The 15,142-nt window shown below is 66.9% G+C and carries 15 protein-coding genes and 1 tRNA gene; 6 read left to right on the forward strand and 10 right to left on the reverse strand.

Annotation, left to right across the window (positions count from 1 at the left end; genetic code table 11):
• Positions 1–30 precede the first annotated feature (30 nt).
• The 4 genes from ACOMD9_RS19005 to ACOMD9_RS19020 all read left to right on the forward strand — a co-directional run bounded on the left by ACOMD9_RS19005 (position 31) and on the right by ACOMD9_RS19020 (position 3,276).
• Positions 31–1,284, forward strand: coding sequence for an ABC transporter permease (locus tag ACOMD9_RS19005; RefSeq protein WP_421417558.1), 1,254 nt, complete (start codon positions 31–33; stop codon positions 1,282–1,284).
• A 4-nt stretch (positions 1,285–1,288) separates the two neighbouring features.
• On the forward strand, positions 1,289–2,140 hold the full coding sequence (locus ACOMD9_RS19010; RefSeq protein WP_421417559.1) for an ABC transporter permease: 852 nt from the start codon (positions 1,289–1,291) through the stop codon (positions 2,138–2,140).
• 279 nt (positions 2,141–2,419) lie between these two features.
• Positions 2,420–2,755, forward strand: coding sequence for a hypothetical protein (locus ACOMD9_RS19015; protein ID WP_421417560.1), 336 nt, complete (start codon positions 2,420–2,422; stop codon positions 2,753–2,755).
• A gap of 95 nt (positions 2,756–2,850) precedes the next feature.
• On the forward strand, positions 2,851–3,276 hold the full coding sequence (locus ACOMD9_RS19020; RefSeq protein WP_421417561.1) for a hypothetical protein: 426 nt from the start codon (positions 2,851–2,853) through the stop codon (positions 3,274–3,276).
• A gap of 297 nt (positions 3,277–3,573) precedes the next feature.
• On the opposite strand, the gene ACOMD9_RS19025 is transcribed toward ACOMD9_RS19020, so the two are convergent.
• From ACOMD9_RS19025 to ACOMD9_RS19040, 4 genes are all read right to left on the reverse strand, one after another.
• On the reverse strand, positions 3,574–4,968 hold the full coding sequence (locus ACOMD9_RS19025) for a sigma-54-dependent transcriptional regulator (RefSeq protein ID WP_421417562.1): 1,395 nt from the start codon (positions 4,966–4,968) through the stop codon (positions 3,574–3,576).
• Positions 4,965–6,440 (reverse strand): sensor histidine kinase, encoded by a 1,476-nt coding sequence (locus ACOMD9_RS19030; RefSeq protein WP_421417563.1) that lies wholly within the window; start codon positions 6,438–6,440, stop codon positions 4,965–4,967. The genes ACOMD9_RS19025 and ACOMD9_RS19030 overlap by 4 nt, the downstream gene beginning before the upstream one ends.
• A gap of 117 nt (positions 6,441–6,557) precedes the next feature.
• Positions 6,558–7,715 carry a PQQ-dependent sugar dehydrogenase gene (locus ACOMD9_RS19035; protein ID WP_421417564.1) on the reverse strand — a complete coding sequence of 386 codons (1,158 nt, stop codon included), beginning with the start codon at positions 7,713–7,715 and terminating at the stop codon, positions 6,558–6,560.
• A gap of 96 nt (positions 7,716–7,811) precedes the next feature.
• The gene (locus tag ACOMD9_RS19040; RefSeq protein ID WP_421417565.1) at positions 7,812–8,687 is read right to left on the reverse strand and encodes an AEC family transporter; all 876 of its coding nucleotides are present in this window, start codon (positions 8,685–8,687) and stop codon (positions 7,812–7,814) included.
• 201 nt (positions 8,688–8,888) lie between these two features.
• Between ACOMD9_RS19040 and ACOMD9_RS19045 the strand changes: the two genes are divergently transcribed.
• Entirely contained in the window at positions 8,889–10,694 is a 1,806-nt protein-coding gene (locus ACOMD9_RS19045) for an ABC transporter ATP-binding protein (protein ID WP_421417566.1), read from the forward strand.
• A 1-nt stretch (position 10,695) separates the two neighbouring features.
• Here the strand turns inward: ACOMD9_RS19045 and ACOMD9_RS19050 are convergent, their stop codons facing one another.
• On the reverse strand, positions 10,696–11,289 hold the full coding sequence (locus ACOMD9_RS19050) for a hypothetical protein (RefSeq protein WP_421417567.1): 594 nt from the start codon (positions 11,287–11,289) through the stop codon (positions 10,696–10,698).
• 152 nt (positions 11,290–11,441) lie between these two features.
• On the opposite strand from ACOMD9_RS19050, the gene ACOMD9_RS19055 reads away from it, so the two are divergent.
• A tRNA-Ile gene (locus tag ACOMD9_RS19055) sits at positions 11,442–11,518 on the forward strand.
• Between the two features lie 73 nt (positions 11,519–11,591).
• Here the strand turns inward: ACOMD9_RS19055 and ACOMD9_RS19060 are convergent.
• The 5 genes from ACOMD9_RS19060 to ACOMD9_RS19080 form a co-directional block, all read right to left on the reverse strand.
• Positions 11,592–12,506: a nucleotidyl transferase AbiEii/AbiGii toxin family protein gene (locus tag ACOMD9_RS19060; protein WP_421417568.1), complete on the reverse strand. Its 915-nt coding sequence runs from the start codon at positions 12,504–12,506 to the stop codon at positions 11,592–11,594.
• Positions 12,496–13,317, reverse strand: a complete 822-nt coding sequence (locus ACOMD9_RS19065) for a type IV toxin-antitoxin system AbiEi family antitoxin domain-containing protein (protein WP_421417569.1) — start codon at positions 13,315–13,317, stop codon at positions 12,496–12,498. The genes ACOMD9_RS19060 and ACOMD9_RS19065 overlap by 11 nt, the downstream gene beginning before the upstream one ends.
• Positions 13,318–13,734: 417 nt before the next feature.
• A complete protein-coding gene (locus ACOMD9_RS19070) occupies positions 13,735–14,073 on the reverse strand; it encodes an AzlD domain-containing protein (protein ID WP_421417570.1) in 339 nt (112 codons plus the stop codon).
• Positions 14,066–14,797: an AzlC family ABC transporter permease gene (locus ACOMD9_RS19075; protein WP_421417571.1), complete on the reverse strand. Its 732-nt coding sequence runs from the start codon at positions 14,795–14,797 to the stop codon at positions 14,066–14,068. Before ACOMD9_RS19075 ends, ACOMD9_RS19070 begins: the two co-directional genes overlap by 8 nt.
• On the reverse strand, positions 14,794–15,142 hold a 349-nt coding region (locus ACOMD9_RS19080), incomplete at its 5' end, for a cupin domain-containing protein (protein ID WP_421417572.1). The genes ACOMD9_RS19080 and ACOMD9_RS19075, both read right to left, overlap by 4 nt.

The following is a 15,142-nucleotide window of genomic DNA, read 5'->3' on the forward strand; positions in this document are numbered from 1 at the left end:
TCGCATTCCACTCTCGATGGAGAGCCCCGCGTGTCTGAATCGCCCTCTGCTCCACTGACCACCGCCGATGGCGTGCCGCTCAAGGTCAGCCTGCGCCGTGCGGTGCGTCGCTCGAAGGCCAAGGCCTTCCTGCTGGTGTCGCCGCTGTTGCTGTTCCTGGTGATCGCCTTCGTCATGCCGATCTTCGACATGCTGTGGCGCAGCGTCGACAATCCCGAAGTCGGCAGCCACCTGACGCGCACGGTCGAGGCCCTGGAGGGGTGGGACGGTGGCTCGATACCCGATGAGCCCGTCTTCGCCGCCCTGGTGGAGGACCTGCGCGAGGGCCAGGAGGCGCGCAACCTGGGCCTGCTGTCGAGCCGGCTGAACTACGAGAAGTCGGGCATGCGCTCGGCGATCAATCGCACGGCCCGTCGGGTGCGAAACGTGGAGCCGCCCTATCGCGAAGCGCTGATCGAGATCAACGACACCTGGGGAGAGCTCGACACCTGGAAGCTGATCCAGCGTGAATCCTCGCCCTATACGCTTTCCTACTACCTGGCGGCGGTGGACCGCCAGCTGACGCCGGACGGCGAGATCGCCAAGGTGCCGGCTCACTTCGAGATTCACGTCTCGCTGTTCTGGCGCACCTTCTGGATGAGTGCCGTGATCACCGGCCTGACGCTGCTGCTCGGCTATCCGGTGGCCTTCCTGCTCGCCAACCTGCCGTTGCGCCACTCCAACCTGCTGATGATCCTGGTGCTGCTGCCGTTCTGGACCTCGCTGCTGGTGCGTACCACCACCTGGATCGCCATCCTGCAGTCCCAGGGGGTGCTCAACGACATGATGGTGGCCATCGGGGTGATCGCCGACGAGGCCCGCTGGCAGATGATCCACAACAAGACCGGCACCATCATCGCCATGACGCATATCCTGTTGCCGTTCATGATCCTGCCGCTCTACTCGGTGATGAAGACCATCCCCCCGAGCTACATGCGCGCGGCTCGCTCGCTGGGAGGAAAGTCCTTCCTCAGCTTCCGGCGAGTCTACTTCCCGCTGACCATTCCGGGCATCGCCGCCGGCGGCATCCTGGTGTTCATCCTGTCGATCGGCTACTACATCACGCCGGCGCTGGTGGGCGGCCAGTCCGGTCGCTTCATCACCAACTACATCGCCTACCACATGCAGACCTCACTGAACTGGGGCCTCGCCGCGGCGATCGCCTCGATCCTGCTGTTCGTGGTGGTGGTGTTCTACCTGATCTTCAATCGCCTGATCGGCGTCGACAAGGTCAAGCTGGGGTAATCCGATGGCCATTCCTTCCTACGCCACCCGTGGCGAACGCATCTGGCACTACGTCTTCCTGGGCCTCTGCGCGCTGGTCTTCCTGTTCCTGGTGGGGCCGCTGCTGATCATCATCCCGCTGTCGTTCAATGCCCAGCCCTACTTCACCTTCAGCGAGGAGATGCTGACCCTCGACCCGGCGGGGTACTCGCTGCGCTGGTACCAGGACTTCTTCACTTCCAGCGCCTGGCTGGGCGCCATCAAGAACAGCTTCATCATCGGCATCGCTTCCACGACCCTGGCGACGATACTGGGCACCATCGCGGCCCTGGGGCTGTCGAGCCGCCACATGCCGGCCCGCGGGGCGATCATGGCGCTGCTGATCTCGCCGATGATCGTGCCGCTGATCATCTCCGCGGCGGCGATGTTCTTCTTCTTCTCCAAGGTGAACCTGGCGCAGACCTACCCGGGCGTGATCCTGGCCCATACGGCGCTGGGCATTCCCTTCGTGGTGATCACCGTCACCGCGACCCTGTCGAGCTTCGACACCACCCTGATCCGCGCCGCCCACAGCCTGGGCGCCAATCCCACCCGCACCTTCTTCAAGGTGGTGCTGCCGCTGGTGACGCCGGGGGTGATCTCCGGGGCGCTGTTCGCCTTCATCACCTCCTTCGACGAGGTGGTGGTGGTGCTGTTCATCGCCGGACCCGAACAGCGCACCATGCCGATCCAGATGTGGTCGGGCATCCGCGAGCAGATCAGCCCGACCATCCTGGCCGTGGCGACCCTGCTGGTGCTGCTGTCGATGCTGCTGCTGACCACCCTCGAGCTGCTGCGGCGGCGTGGCGAACGCTTGCGGGGGCTCTCGCCCGGCTGAACGCCCGACGTACTCGATGGCGACAGGGAGGCATCCAGCGGATGCCTCCCTGTCGCTTTCCGGGCCTCCATTTCCGCGACTCGCTGCCCGGTGCCATGAGGCAGTCCTGACCCATGTGCCAGTTTGCACCAGCCCGACGGCCCTTCCGCGGCCGCCGGGAGGATTGCCTTTTCCCGTTCAATTCATTGATATCCGGCAATTTTCCTTGTGACCGGCGGGGCTGGCATGGCCTGTGCTCCCTCCAGGGTGAACATGGAACGACCAAGGGGGAGCTACCACATGACCCACGACAAGCAGATTCGCATCCCCGGCACCGGACGCCGCCTGGCAGCCGCCGCCTCCATCGTGGCGCTGTCGATGGGCACCCTGGCCCTGGCCGGCTGCGGCAACGACGACGAGATGCCGCCGATGGAGCAGGACGCTCCGATGGAGGAGCCGGCCCAGGATTCCGGCATGGGCCAGGATGAGCCCATGGAGGGTGGCGCAAGCGAAGCGCCCACGGGCGGCCAGGACACGGCTCAGGAACCGATGGAAGAGGAGCCCGTGGAGGAAGACCCCATGGGCAGCGATGAACCGACGTTCGGTGACGACGAGGAAGAGGAGCAAGGCTCCTGATCGAGTCTCACCCTACCGGCACCTGCCGGCCGTCGAGGCAGCCGGCAGCCATGCCCCTTTCTCCAGCGAATGGATGTGAGTGGAGGAGTAATATCATGATGTCCAAGGAATTTATCAGGAAGCTGGGTATTCTCGGTGTTTCCTTCGGCCTGATGGCCAGCCCGCTGGCCTTCGCCGATTTTCACGAGCAGAATCCGGCGGCTGACCCCGCCACACCGGCCGATCCGGCAGCCGACCCCACCGCTCCGGCCGATCCGGCGGCCGATCCTGCCGCGCCAGCCGACCCGGCGGCCGATCCTGCCGCGCCAGCCGACCCGGCGGCTCCCGCCGACCCTGCCGCACCGGGGGATCCGGGCGCACCGTCAGGCGAGCCCGGCTTCGGGGACGGTGGCGAGCCCATGCCGAACCCCAGCGGTGCCGAGCAGAGCGATCCGGTCAATGATCCCATGATCGAGGAGGAGAACGAGGAGGAAGAAGAGTGGGAAAACCCCGCCGGGGATGACGAGGACAGCAGCTGGTAACCGGATACAGGAGTAGGCTCCGCGGGTCTCCTGCGGGGCTCTCCAGGGAAGGAGATTCGAGTCTTTCTTGACGTGTCTCTTGGCGTCGCATGGCGTGGTCGGCGGTCCCGCCGCAATCCCCTCAGCAACCGCTGACCGGACTGACGCCCCTGGCCCTTGCTCCCCGCAAGGGCCTTTTTTCGAATCTTCGCAAGCTGGCGTGACCATCGCGGGCCAAGCCCGCTTGCATGCTGGACGTGAGCGGGGAAGGGCCCTATCGAGAAGGCTTGCCGCCCGGGTCCGGCCCCGGCCGGCGGGCTACTCCTCTTCCAGGCGGCGATAGAGGGTGCGCCTGGCGATGCCGAGGATATCGGCGGTGCGGCGCTTGTTGCCGCCGGTGGCCTCGAGCACCTTGCGGATATAGCGCTTCTCGACGTCTTCCAGGCTCGGCCATCCCTGCTGCATGGCGTTCGGCGCCAGGGCGTTGGCGGCCTGGGTGTCACCCAGGCTGCGGCGTTGCTCGGCCTCATGGTCGCGGATGCGTTCAGGCAGGTCGGCGTGGCTGAGCTGGCCGCCTTCGGCCAGCGTCACGGCACGCATGATGGCATTCTCCAGCTCGCGGACATTGCCGGGGTAGGGGTAGGAGAGGAGGCCCTGGAGGGCGGCGGGTTCGACCTTGCGGATGCGCTTGCCCTGGGCCTCGGCGTGCTTGTCGATCAGGGCCGTGACCAGGCGCTCGATGTCGCCGTTGCGCTCGCGCAGCGGCGGGATGCGCAGCGAGAAGGTCTCCAGGCGGTAGAAGAGGTCACTGCGGAAGTGGCCATCGGTGATCTCCTGCTCGAGGTCACGGTGGGTGGCGGCGATGATGCGCACGTCCACCGGCTCCTCCCGCTCGGCACCCACCGGACGCACCCGCTTCTCCTGCAGGGCACGCAGCAGCTTGGCCTGCAGCCCGGGGGACATCTCGCCGATCTCGTCGAGGAACAGGCTGCCGCCATGGGCGGCCTGGAACAGTCCCTGGCGGGCATCGCTGGCGCCGGTGAAGGCGCCCTTCACGTGGCCGAAGAACTCGCTCTCCATCAGTTCCGAGGGGATGCTGGCACAGTTCACCCCGATGAAGGGGCCGTCGCTGCGGGGACTCTCGGCATGCACGGCCCTGGCCAGCAGCTCCTTGCCGGTGCCGCTCTCGCCGAGCAGCAGGATGGGGGCATCGCTCCTGGCCAGCCGGGCCGCGTCATGGAACAGTGCCTGCATCGCCTCGCTCTCGCCGACGATGCCGTGGAAGTGGCCGGGTGGCTCGTCCTGGCGAAAGCGCTCGGCCAGTCGATGATGCTCGAGCACGCGGTAGACCGCCTCGCGCACCCCTTCCAGGTCGAGCGGCTTGGTCAGGAAATCGTCGGCACCGATCTTCAGGGCCTCCACCGCCTGATCGATGGTGCCGAAGGCGGTGATGACGATGAAGCCGACCGTGCTGCCCTCGCCGCGCAGCTGCTCGAGCAACTGCATGCCGCTCATGCCGGGCAGTCGCACGTCGCTGATCACCAGGGCCACCTCGCTGTGGCTCAGGGTGGCGATGGCCTCCTCGGCGCTGTTCGCGCCCAGGGTCGCATGGCCGGCATCCTGCAGCTCCTCCTCGAGCAGCTCGAGGATCGCCGAGTCGTCCTCGACGATCAGGATGGGGGCGGGAGTGGGGGAGGGTTCCTTCCTCGTCACGTTACGCTACCTCGCTCGATGGTGTCGCCATGCAGGCTGTCATCGTCCAGCGGCAGGCCGAGTTCGAAACCGGCACCGCCCAGTTCGCTGTCGAACACGCCGATGGTGCCGCCGTGGTCGTTGATGATGCGATGGACCATGGAGAGGCCTAGCCCGCTGCCCTGGCCCACCGGCTTGGTGGTGAAGAAGGGGTCGAACACCTTCGACTTGTCGGCGTCGAGGATGCCGGGGCCATCGTCCTCGAGCCACAGGCGAAGCTCCCCGTCCTCGCCCCGGGCGCGCAGCCGCACCCGATGCACCTCGCCGGCCTGGGCGGCGTTGCGCAGCAGGTTGGTCAGCACCTGGATCAGCTGCTGGCCGTTGGCCAGCAGCTGTGGTGGCGGGGAGGGCAGGTCCAGCTCCAGGCGGATAGCCTGCCGCTCCAGGTCCTCCTCCACCAGCTCCCTCGCCGATTCGACGAGGGTGTCCAGGGGCAGCCGCTCCTTCTCGACGTTGTGCCGCCGCCCCAGTTCCATCAGCTGGCGCACGATCTCGACGATGCGATCCACTTCGCCACGGATGCGGCCGAGCCGGGCACGCTCGTCGTCGCCCAGTGCATCTCGCCGGGCCAGCCGCTGGGCCTGGCCGTTGATCACGGTGAGCGGGGCGCCGATCTCGTGGGCCACCCCGGCGGCCAGCACCCCCAGCTCGGCGAGCTTGCGCGACTTGCGCAGCCGCTTCTCCAGCTCGATCTCCTTGAGCCGGCGGGCCTCGATATCGGCATCCTTCTCGACCATGGCGTCGAGCATGCCGTTGAGGGCCCCCGCCAGGCGGCGGTACTCCTGGGGGCCGCCGATCACCGCCCGCTGGCTGCGGTCGCCCTCCTCGACCCTGGCCATGACGGCCAGCAGGCGAGTGAGAGGCCGTTCGATATGGCGGCGAAAGCCCCACCAGATGCTGAACACGATGCCGGCGGCACCGATGACGAAGACGAGCACCGCCAGCAGGCTGATGAAGCCAGTGTAGTTCTCGATGCCGGTATTGAGGCGGTTGACCTGCAGCACGCCGCGGATCTCGCCGTTGGGCGTGGTCAACGGCATCAGCGCCGAGTAGTAGGTCCAGCCGTCGTGCTGGCGATAGTGGCCGGCGAGCTCGCCGGAGTCGACGACGGCGCGGATGTCCTCCTCCTCGAACAGCGCCTTGCCCAGCCCCAGGCCGTAGATCTCCTCGCCCTGGGGATCGAAGACATAGGCGCCGTAGATGCGATGGAAGGAGAAGGCGGAGTGCAGGGACTCCTGCAGTGACTCCGGGGTGTCGCGCTCCATGGCGTAGCCCAGCGAGGTGCCGATGGCGTGGGTGATGATCTGGACCTCGGTCTGCAGCTTGGAGCGCACGTTGTCTTCCAGTGACTTGATCGCGACCAGGCTGAAGACCACCAGGATGAAGAACAAGGGCACGATGACCGTCAGGATGATGATGTTGCGCAGGCGCATGGCATTTCCGGTCGGGTGGATGGCCCCGGCGCTACCCGCGGGGCCCGGTGGCAGCGTGGCTCGGGCCTGCCCGGTGCATTCCCTGCCACCGGTCAGGCCATCGAGCCGGGTGGTCCATCAGTCGGCGGGCACCAGACGATAGAGGCTGCCCCGCGGGTCGTCGTCGAGCAGGTAGAGGGCGCCGTCGCGGCCCTGGCGGACATCGCGGATCCGCCCGATCTGGCCGTCGAGGATCACCTCGTTGCCGGCCACCCGGTCGCCGTCGAGGGTCAGGCGCCTGAGCAGCTCGCTGCGCAGGCCCCCGGCGAGCAGGTCGCCCTGCCACGCGGGGTAGGCGTCACTGGTCACCTCGGCCAGGCCGGATGGGGCGAAGCGCCCGTCGAAGACATGAACGGCGTCACGCATGCCGGGCAGGGAGTCCGCGCCGATGGGGTCGCGGGTGGAATAGTCACGGCCCAGGCTGACCTCGGGCCAGCCATAGTTCTCGCCGGCCTCGATCAGGTTGAGCTCGTCCCCGCCCAGCGGGCCGTGCTCGGTGGCCCAGATGCGGCCGTCGGCGGCCACGGTCATGCCCTGGATATTGCGATTGCCGCTGCTGTAAAGCTCGCCCAGGGCACCGTCATCGTCGACGAAGGGGTTGTCCTCCGGCACGCCGCCGGTCTCGGTCAGGCGCAGCACGCTGCCGGCGTGATCCCCCCTGTCCTGGGCGCGGGGCGGTTGCCTGCCGCGGTCACCGATGCTCATCAGCAGGGTGCCGTCGGGCAGCCAGGCGAGCCGCGAGCCGTAGTGCCGGCCGGGGTCGGAATAGCGGTCCTGGACGAACAGCTCCTCCACGTCGACCAGCGACTCGCCGTCCAGGCGGGCGCGGGAGAGGGTGGTGGCCGTGCCACCGCTGCCGGCCTGGCTCCAGGTGAAGTAGATCCAGTCGTGGTCGCCGTCTCCGTACCGGGGGTGGAGTACCACATCGAGCAGGCCGCCCTGACCATTGGCGCTGACCTCGGGCACGCCGTCCAGGTGGACAATCCCGCCGTCCTCGTCGATCAGCGCCATGCGCCCCGGGCGCTCGCTGACCAGGTGGCGGCCATCGGGGAGCTGGGCCACGGCCCAGGGGTGTTCCAGGCCGGAGGCGATGCGCTCCAGGCGCAGGTCGTGGTGCTCGGTGGCGATGCGTTCGACGGTTATTTCGGTCAGGGTCTCGGTGGCCAGCGCCTGGCCGCCGGCCACCAGGCCGCCCAGCAGCAGGGCGGTGGGCAGTCTCCTGAGGTTGGCAGACATTCCGTTCTCCCCCTTGTCGATATCGAGTTCCCGCTGATGTCCGGACATCAGCCTAGGGACTCCGCGGGAGGCCGGGTGTTCCCTGTCGCCTGCCGGCTACATCAGGATCGCCAGCAGGATCGGCAGGTAGATGAGCGAGAGCAGGGTCGAGCAGAACACCAGGCTCGCCGTGTACTCCGGCTCGCGCCCCGCCTTCTGGGCGAAGAGGTAGTTGAACACCGCCACCGGCATGCTCATCTGCAGCACCAGGATGCTGGTCGCCAGCGGGGGGAGGCCGACCAGCTGTCCGACTCCCCAGGCCACCACGGCGGCCACGGGGATGCGCATCAGGCTGAAGCCGATGCCGGACTTGAGGCTCCTGACCTGGATGCTCGCCAGCGAGACCCCCAGGGTGATCAGCATCAGCGGCACGGTGAAGCCGGAGATCAGGTCGACGCTGTTGTCGAGCCACAGCGGCAGTTCGGTGTCGGTGATCAGCAGCCCCAGCGAGATGAGGATGGCGTAGACGGTGGGGGTCTTCACCAGCGTCTTCAGCGGGTTGCCGCGACTGACGAGCATGGTGCCCAGGGTGAACTGGAAGAGCGCGACGGTGACCATCACCGTGATGCCGAACACGAAGCCCGAACTGCCGAAGGCGTAGAGCACCACCGGCAGCCCCATGTTGCCGGTATTGGGGTACATGGTGGGCGCCAGCAGCACCCGCCAGTCGCGGCGCAGCAGCCACGACAGCCCGAAGGCCACGCCCGCCATGGCGACCAGCACCAGCGCCGTGGCCAGCATGGTGCGGCCGAAGCTGCCGGCATCGATGTCGGCACCGGAGAGCGATGCCAGCACCAGTGCCGGGGTGCCGATGTTGAAGACCAGACGGGTGACGAACTCCACCGGGTAGGGGTGGCCGAGGCGAATCCAGCTGTAACCCAGTCCGGCGCCGGCCAGCACCGGGGCCATCACGGCGAAGAGTTCGGCGAGCATGTGGCGTCCTTGGCGAGGGAGGAGAGCCCGCCATTGTCGTGAATCGGCGTGGCGATGCAAGCGCCGCTGGGGCCATTCCCGGCCCGGGCCGTCCGGTGCCGGGGGCTGGGCACCGCCTGGCGCCGGACCTCGAGCCGGGCGGCCATGGCCGCGGGGAAGCGGTCTCGGCTATGCTTCGCGGGTCAAGCACAAGGATGCCCCATGACCACGACCGCTTCACCCAACAGCTTCCAGGCGCTGGTGCGCCTGCTGCGCTACGCCCGCGGCTACCGGCGGCGTATCGTCGCCGCCACCAGCTGCTCCATCATCAACAAGATATTCGATATCGCCCCGGAGATCCTGATCGGCGTGGCCATCGACGTGGTGGTGAACCAGGAGCGCAGCTTCGTGGCGCGGCTGGGCTTCACCACGCCGCAGGAGCAGATATTCGTTCTGGCGATCCTGACCTTCTTTATCTGGGCCGGCGAGTCGATCTTCGAGTACCTCTACAAGATCCTGTGGCGCAACCTCGCCCAGCGCCTCCAGGCCGACATGCGCCTGGACACCTACGAGCACGCCCAGCGCCTCGACATGGCCTACTTCGAGTCGAGGAGCTCGGGGCAGCTGGTCGCCACCATGAACGACGACGTCAACCAGCTGGAGCGCTTCCTCGACGGTGGCGCCAACTCCCTGATCCAGGTGGGGGTCACCGTGGTGGCGGTGGGCGCGGTCTTCTTCGTCATCTCGCCGCTGATCGCGCTGCTCGCCTTCACCCCCATCCCGCTGATCATCTGGGGCGCCTTCTTCTTCCAGCGCAAGGCCGGCCCGCTCTACGCCGACGTGCGCGAGAAGGTGGGCGACCTGGCCAGCCGGCTCTCCAACAACCTGGCCGGCATCGCCACCATCAAGAGCTTCACCAGCGAGGCCCGGGAGGCGGCGCGGCTGCACCAGGTGAGCGAGGCCTACGTGGAGGCCAACCGCCGCGCCATCCGGGTGAGCTCGGCCTTCATCCCGGTGATCCGCATGGCGATCCTGGCTGGCTTCCTGGCCACCTTCACCGTGGGCGGCATGCTCGCCCTGCGCGGCGACCTCAACGTGGGCGCCTACGGCGTGCTGGTGTTTCTCACCCAGCGCCTGCTCTGGCCGCTCACCGGCCTGGCCGAGGTGATCGACCTCTTCGAGCGCGCCATGGCCAGCACCCGGCGCATCCTCGACCTGCTGGCGGTGCCCGTCACCGTGCGCGACAACGCCACCACGCCGCTGGCCGAACCGCTCTCCGGCGAGGTGAGCTTCGAGGGGGTGAGCTTCCGCTATGCGGCAAGCGAGGTCGGCGTGGAGAACGTCAGCCTGCGGGTGCCCGCCGGCCACACCCTGGCCCTGGTGGGCGCCACCGGCTCCGGCAAGTCGACCCTGATCAAGCTGCTGCTGCGCTTCTACGACCCCAGCGCCGGACGGGTGCTGATCGACGGCCAGCCCATCGACGCCGTGAGCCTCGCCTCCCTGCGCGGCGCCATCGGCCTCGTCAGCCAGGACGTCTACCTGTTCGAGGGCAGCGTGCGCGACAACATCGCCTACGGCCGCCCCGAGGCCAGCGAGGCGGAGGTGATCGAGGCGGCCAGGACCGCCGAGGCGTGGGACTTCATCCAGGCGCTGCCCCGGGGGCTCGACACCCCGGTGGGGGAGCGCGGCGTGCGCCTCTCCGGCGGCCAGCGCCAGCGGCTGTCGCTGGCCCGGGCGCTGCTCAAGGACCCGCCGATCCTGGTGCTGGACGAGGCCACCAGCGCCGTGGACAACGAGACCGAGGCCGCCATCCAGCGCTCCCTGCGGCGCATCGGTCATGGCCGCACTGTGATCATGATCGCCCACCGCCTCTCCACCATCGTCTACGCCGACGAGATCGTGGTGATCGAGGGCGGACGGGTGGTGGAGCGCGGCACCCACGAGACGCTGCTCGCCGCCGACGGCCGCTACGCCGCCCAGTGGCGGGTACAGACCGGCGCCCTGGAGGTGGGGGAAGTGGCGCTCTGAGCTACTGGCGGACCAGCACGGCATCCAGGCTGACCGGCACCTCGTCGCCGATCTGCTCGTAGCCGAGCAGCAGCAGGATGGAGCGGAGCGTCGGGTCGGCCATCAACGCCTGGCCGTCCAGGGCCACCCGCTCGGCGTTGGTAACCCGGATCCGGTCGGGGGATTCCCGGGTGAAGCGCACCGCCAGCGGCTCATTGCGGGTGGCGTTGCCGGACGCCACCGAGAGCTCGAGCACCTCCACCAGCGATTCGCCCAGGCTCAGCGCCTCCAGGCGCTCGGGCGGGAAGCGAGTGGTCAGGGTGGCCAGCGGGCGCTCGGTGAAGCCCGAAAGCCAGGGCGGCAGCGGGCCGAGGCGTTCGACCACGTCGCTCTGGGCCAGCCGCAGTGGCAGGCGCAGGGTCCCGTCCGCCTCGGCGGTGCCGCTCAGCCGGCGCACCTCGTGCTGGCGGGGGATGGGGCCCTCCGGGGCGAGCTGCACTATGGTGGCGGCCACGCTCGAGCGCTCGGGGTCCAGCTCCCAGGCGGCCGCGGGCAGGGCAAGCAGCAGGACGATGAAGGACGAGCCAAGCAGCGGGGCAAGGGGGTGTCGGGGCACCGGGCGATCTCCACAAGGGACGGGCCCACTGAAGACCACGGCCGAGACAGTAAGTGCCGGAGGAATGAGGGGTTGGAGGCCGTCAGGCTATGGCCTCTCCCCGCGCCATTCGCTATCATACGCCAGCGCCACCCCGGCGCCTCCTTCCGAAAGGGCCTATAGCTCAGTTGGTTAGAGCAGGGGACTCATAATCCCTTGGTCGCTGGTTCGAGTCCAGCTGGGCCCACCAATGAAATCAATCGGTTACAAAGCGCTGAGTCATCTGCGTAATCAGGTACGATCTTGGCGGTGACCGAATGAGGTCAGAACAGCGCCTCCAGTGCTTTACGCTGGGCTATGTGTTTTTCCGCATTCTGTTCTATCAGCTTGTTCAGGTTGATCAGTTTCCAACGTACTGCGGGGAGATCGGCGGCCTGCGGGCGGTCAATGGCGGCAAAGTCCGGATTGCCGTCATGCAGGGTCAGCAGGAAGCGTTTGGTGTCATCATCGATACGGGACCGGATATCCGCAATCAACTGCGCGCGAATTTCCACAAGCTCATCGAGGCTGACCGGGATCTTCGTCATGCCTTCGAATTCCTGTGCATAGGGCTGGTCAATATCGATGATATTCGGGTTCAGCAGTTCATGCGCGGGGCGCGGTGAACTGGCGATATAGATCAGGAAGGTGCGGAAAAGGTCGTCGGTCAGGCCTTCATGTTCATAGAGCAGTTTCACATCATAGAGATCGCGAGGGTGCTGGCGGTCAACAGCCGCATGCAGCTTGCCGCCAAACAGGTCTTCAAACGAGACGATCTGGATTTCCGCGTAGCCGAATGCATCCTCGACAGCTTCCGAAACCGGACGGGTTTCAGGGTCGTGGACAACGCCGCGTGTGACCGGTGAGGTTTCGATCTTGATCTCCGCACCGTTAAGCCGTGCCAGCACGCGGGTGGCACCGCCACCTCCGCCTTTGATGCGTTGTGCATGCGCGTTCCTGATGCCGCGCTCGATGGCAGTGGCAATGCGATCCATCGCTTCGTTGATCTCGGCAAGGCTTTCGGCACGTTCTTTAAGCGGCAGATAGGTCAGGTCGATATCGACCGACAGGCGTGGCAGATCGCGATAGAACAGGTTGATGGCCGTGCCGCCTTTCAGGGCGAAGATGTCTTCTTCGGCGACATAGGGGAGGATGCGCACGAGCAGGGCAACCTGTGCTTCGTAATCTTTACGCGCCATCGGCTGCCTCCGTTATCGCAAATTCTTCCGGCACCATGATGCGGTAGCGCGGGTGTATCTTGCCGCCTTTGACCAGAGCGCGGTCGCCGCTTCCGAGGTTGAATTCCTGCGGGTCGAGGCGTTTGCGCCATGGGTGGTTGTGGCGGTCGGCAAAGACGAAGAACAACCGCGTAACCTTGATCTTCCTGCAACTGCGCAACAACGCCGACAGGGTGCGTGGGCGCAGGGTCGTCAGGCTTTCAAACACCATGTCGAGATTGTGGAAGCTCTCATGGCCGGGCAGTTCGTCCATGACTTCCAGGATCGCTCGTTCGGGCGATGACATTCTTGGTTGCCAGTCCCAGGGCAGGGTGCTCGCGGCGTCGGATTCGTCCTTGGTGAGGCCGAGCGCCGGGTCGGAGAAGAGGGGCGTGGTGCGCATTTCCAACGGTGCATCTAGCGGAAGCCTGGTCAGCCAGTTCGGTATGTCTTCGCCATAGACCCAAACCGGAGCGTTCCCGCCCAGCGGCAAATAATGGCTATAGCCTTGCAGCGCGAGCGCTGTCATGCCGCCGATATGGACTTGGTAGTCCATGATGTGCTGTATCGAGAGCAGGCAGGTCTTCCAGTCGATAGTATCGGGTTGTCCGCCGCCCGGCGTCGGACGCCGGAAAACGCCGCGAGTCACGCGCTCCAGCCAGCCGCGATCAACATATTTGCGCGTGAGGAAGCGGCTGACCTCATGGCGTTCCAGCCAGCCAGAATCGACCATGAAGCCGGGAGGGACGGCGTCGAGGATGTTCTTTAGCTTCTCTTCTTTATGTGCACTCATGGGGCACATTTTGCCACATATCCAAAGAGATTGCCGCAGGTCTCTTTGATTATTAAGTGTATCTGTGTACCCAAGAGACACAAAATCGTTAAATGCCAAAGGACTAAAGAGCCTGCCAGCCAACAAAGCAGGGTGGCGTGCCTGCCGGCGCCAAGGTATCGCAATGGCCGGTGGTGCCGGCCTGCGTGGGGCCTGCGGGCATTCTGCGGGTATGCGTCCTGCACAGTCCTGCATTGTGATGCGAGGTCACGCAAAGGACGTCCCATAAGGTATTGAAAATACGTTGTTTGGTGAGCCTGGTCGTCCTAATGATTCCTTGGTCGCTGGTTCGAGTCCAGCTGGGCCCACCACTCCGTGTATTCCCTGCAGTGCGTGTCCATGCCTTTCATCAGCATCGTCCAACTGCGGGATGAAGGCTCACCCGAGAAGCATCACCACCGCCCCATAGGCCGCCACGCCGGCGGCCACCGGCCAGCCGAGCGAGCGCAACCGGTACCAGACGAGCAGGGTGGCGGCCACGCCGATTGCCGTGGCGAGCCAGGAGGTGGCGTCGAGGGTCGTCGGCACCAGCGAGACGCCGAGCACGGCGGCGATCATCAGGGGGCCGAGGATGCCGAGCCACTGGGGCATGGCCTCGAGGCCGTCGTCGCCGCCGAGTCGCTCGAGGCGGCGTCGCATCCACAGCAGCGGCAGCAGGCGTATCAGCAGGGTGCCTGCCGCCGAGACCAGCACGGCCAGCCAGAGTGCGCTACTCATCGCGTTCTCCTCGTGTCGTGGGGGCAAGCTTCACCAGGTAGAAGCACAGGGCGCCGCAGGCGGCGGCGAGGGGGATCGCGGCGTTGGTCAGCCCGTTCACGGTGAACAGCAAGGCGATGGCGATGCTGCTGCCCAGCGCCAGCGACCAGCGCCGGCTGGTGAAGCGTGGCGCCAGGAGGACCAGGAACAGGGCCGGCAGGGCGAAGGGCATGATCTCGCCGAGCAGTGGCCAGCGCCGGGTGAGCTCGTCGCCGGCCACGGCGCCCAGCGCGGTGCCGCCGACCCAGCTGGCCCAGGCCAGCAGCGCGGCGCCGGTGAACCAGCCGAGGCGTTGCGAGGCCGGCAGCTGGGGCAGGCGGGTATGGGCCAGGGCGAAGATCTGGTCGGTCAGGCCGTGCATCAGCCACGGCCAGGCGCGGCTGGTCGTCAGCCAGGGTGCCAGGTTGGGGGCATAGACCAGGTGGCGCGCGTTGATCAGCAGCGTCATGACGACCACCAGCCAGAGCGGCGCGCCGGCGGCGACCATGCCGACGAACAGGAACTGCGAGGCCCCGGCGTAGACGAGCGCCGAGATGATCACCGCCTCCCAGGTGCTGAAACCGGCCTGGATGGCGATCAGCCCGAAGGAGATGGCGACCGGCACATAGCCGCCCAACAGCGGGATGGCCTCGCGCAGGCCCGCAAGCCAGGGGCGGGAGGCAGCTTGGGTGGCTTGCAGGCTCATGCGGCGTCTCCTTCCCCGGTGTAGACGATGGTGAGCATCAACGTGGCCCAGGCGTCACGGGTGCGATAGAGGTGCGGGCGGTCGGCGGCGAAGGTGAGGGTGTCGCCGGCCGAGAGGTTCTCGGTGGCGCCTTCCGGGCCGGCCTCCAGCCACCCGCTGATGAGGGTGAGCGACTCGCGGGCTCCCGGGGTGTGGGCCTCGGCGTGGCGTGTGGTATGTGGCGCGCAGCGCATCCAGTAGGCATCGACCTGCGGCGTCTCCTTGCCCTGGTCGATCAGCCGTACCTGCACGCCATCCTCGCCCAGCGGCACGCTGATCGGCGCCACCAGGGTGCCGAAGGGCACG

Origin of the sequence: Halomonas terrestris (assembly GCF_049166755.1) — a bacterium.
GTDB lineage: Bacteria > Pseudomonadota > Gammaproteobacteria > Pseudomonadales > Halomonadaceae > Halomonas.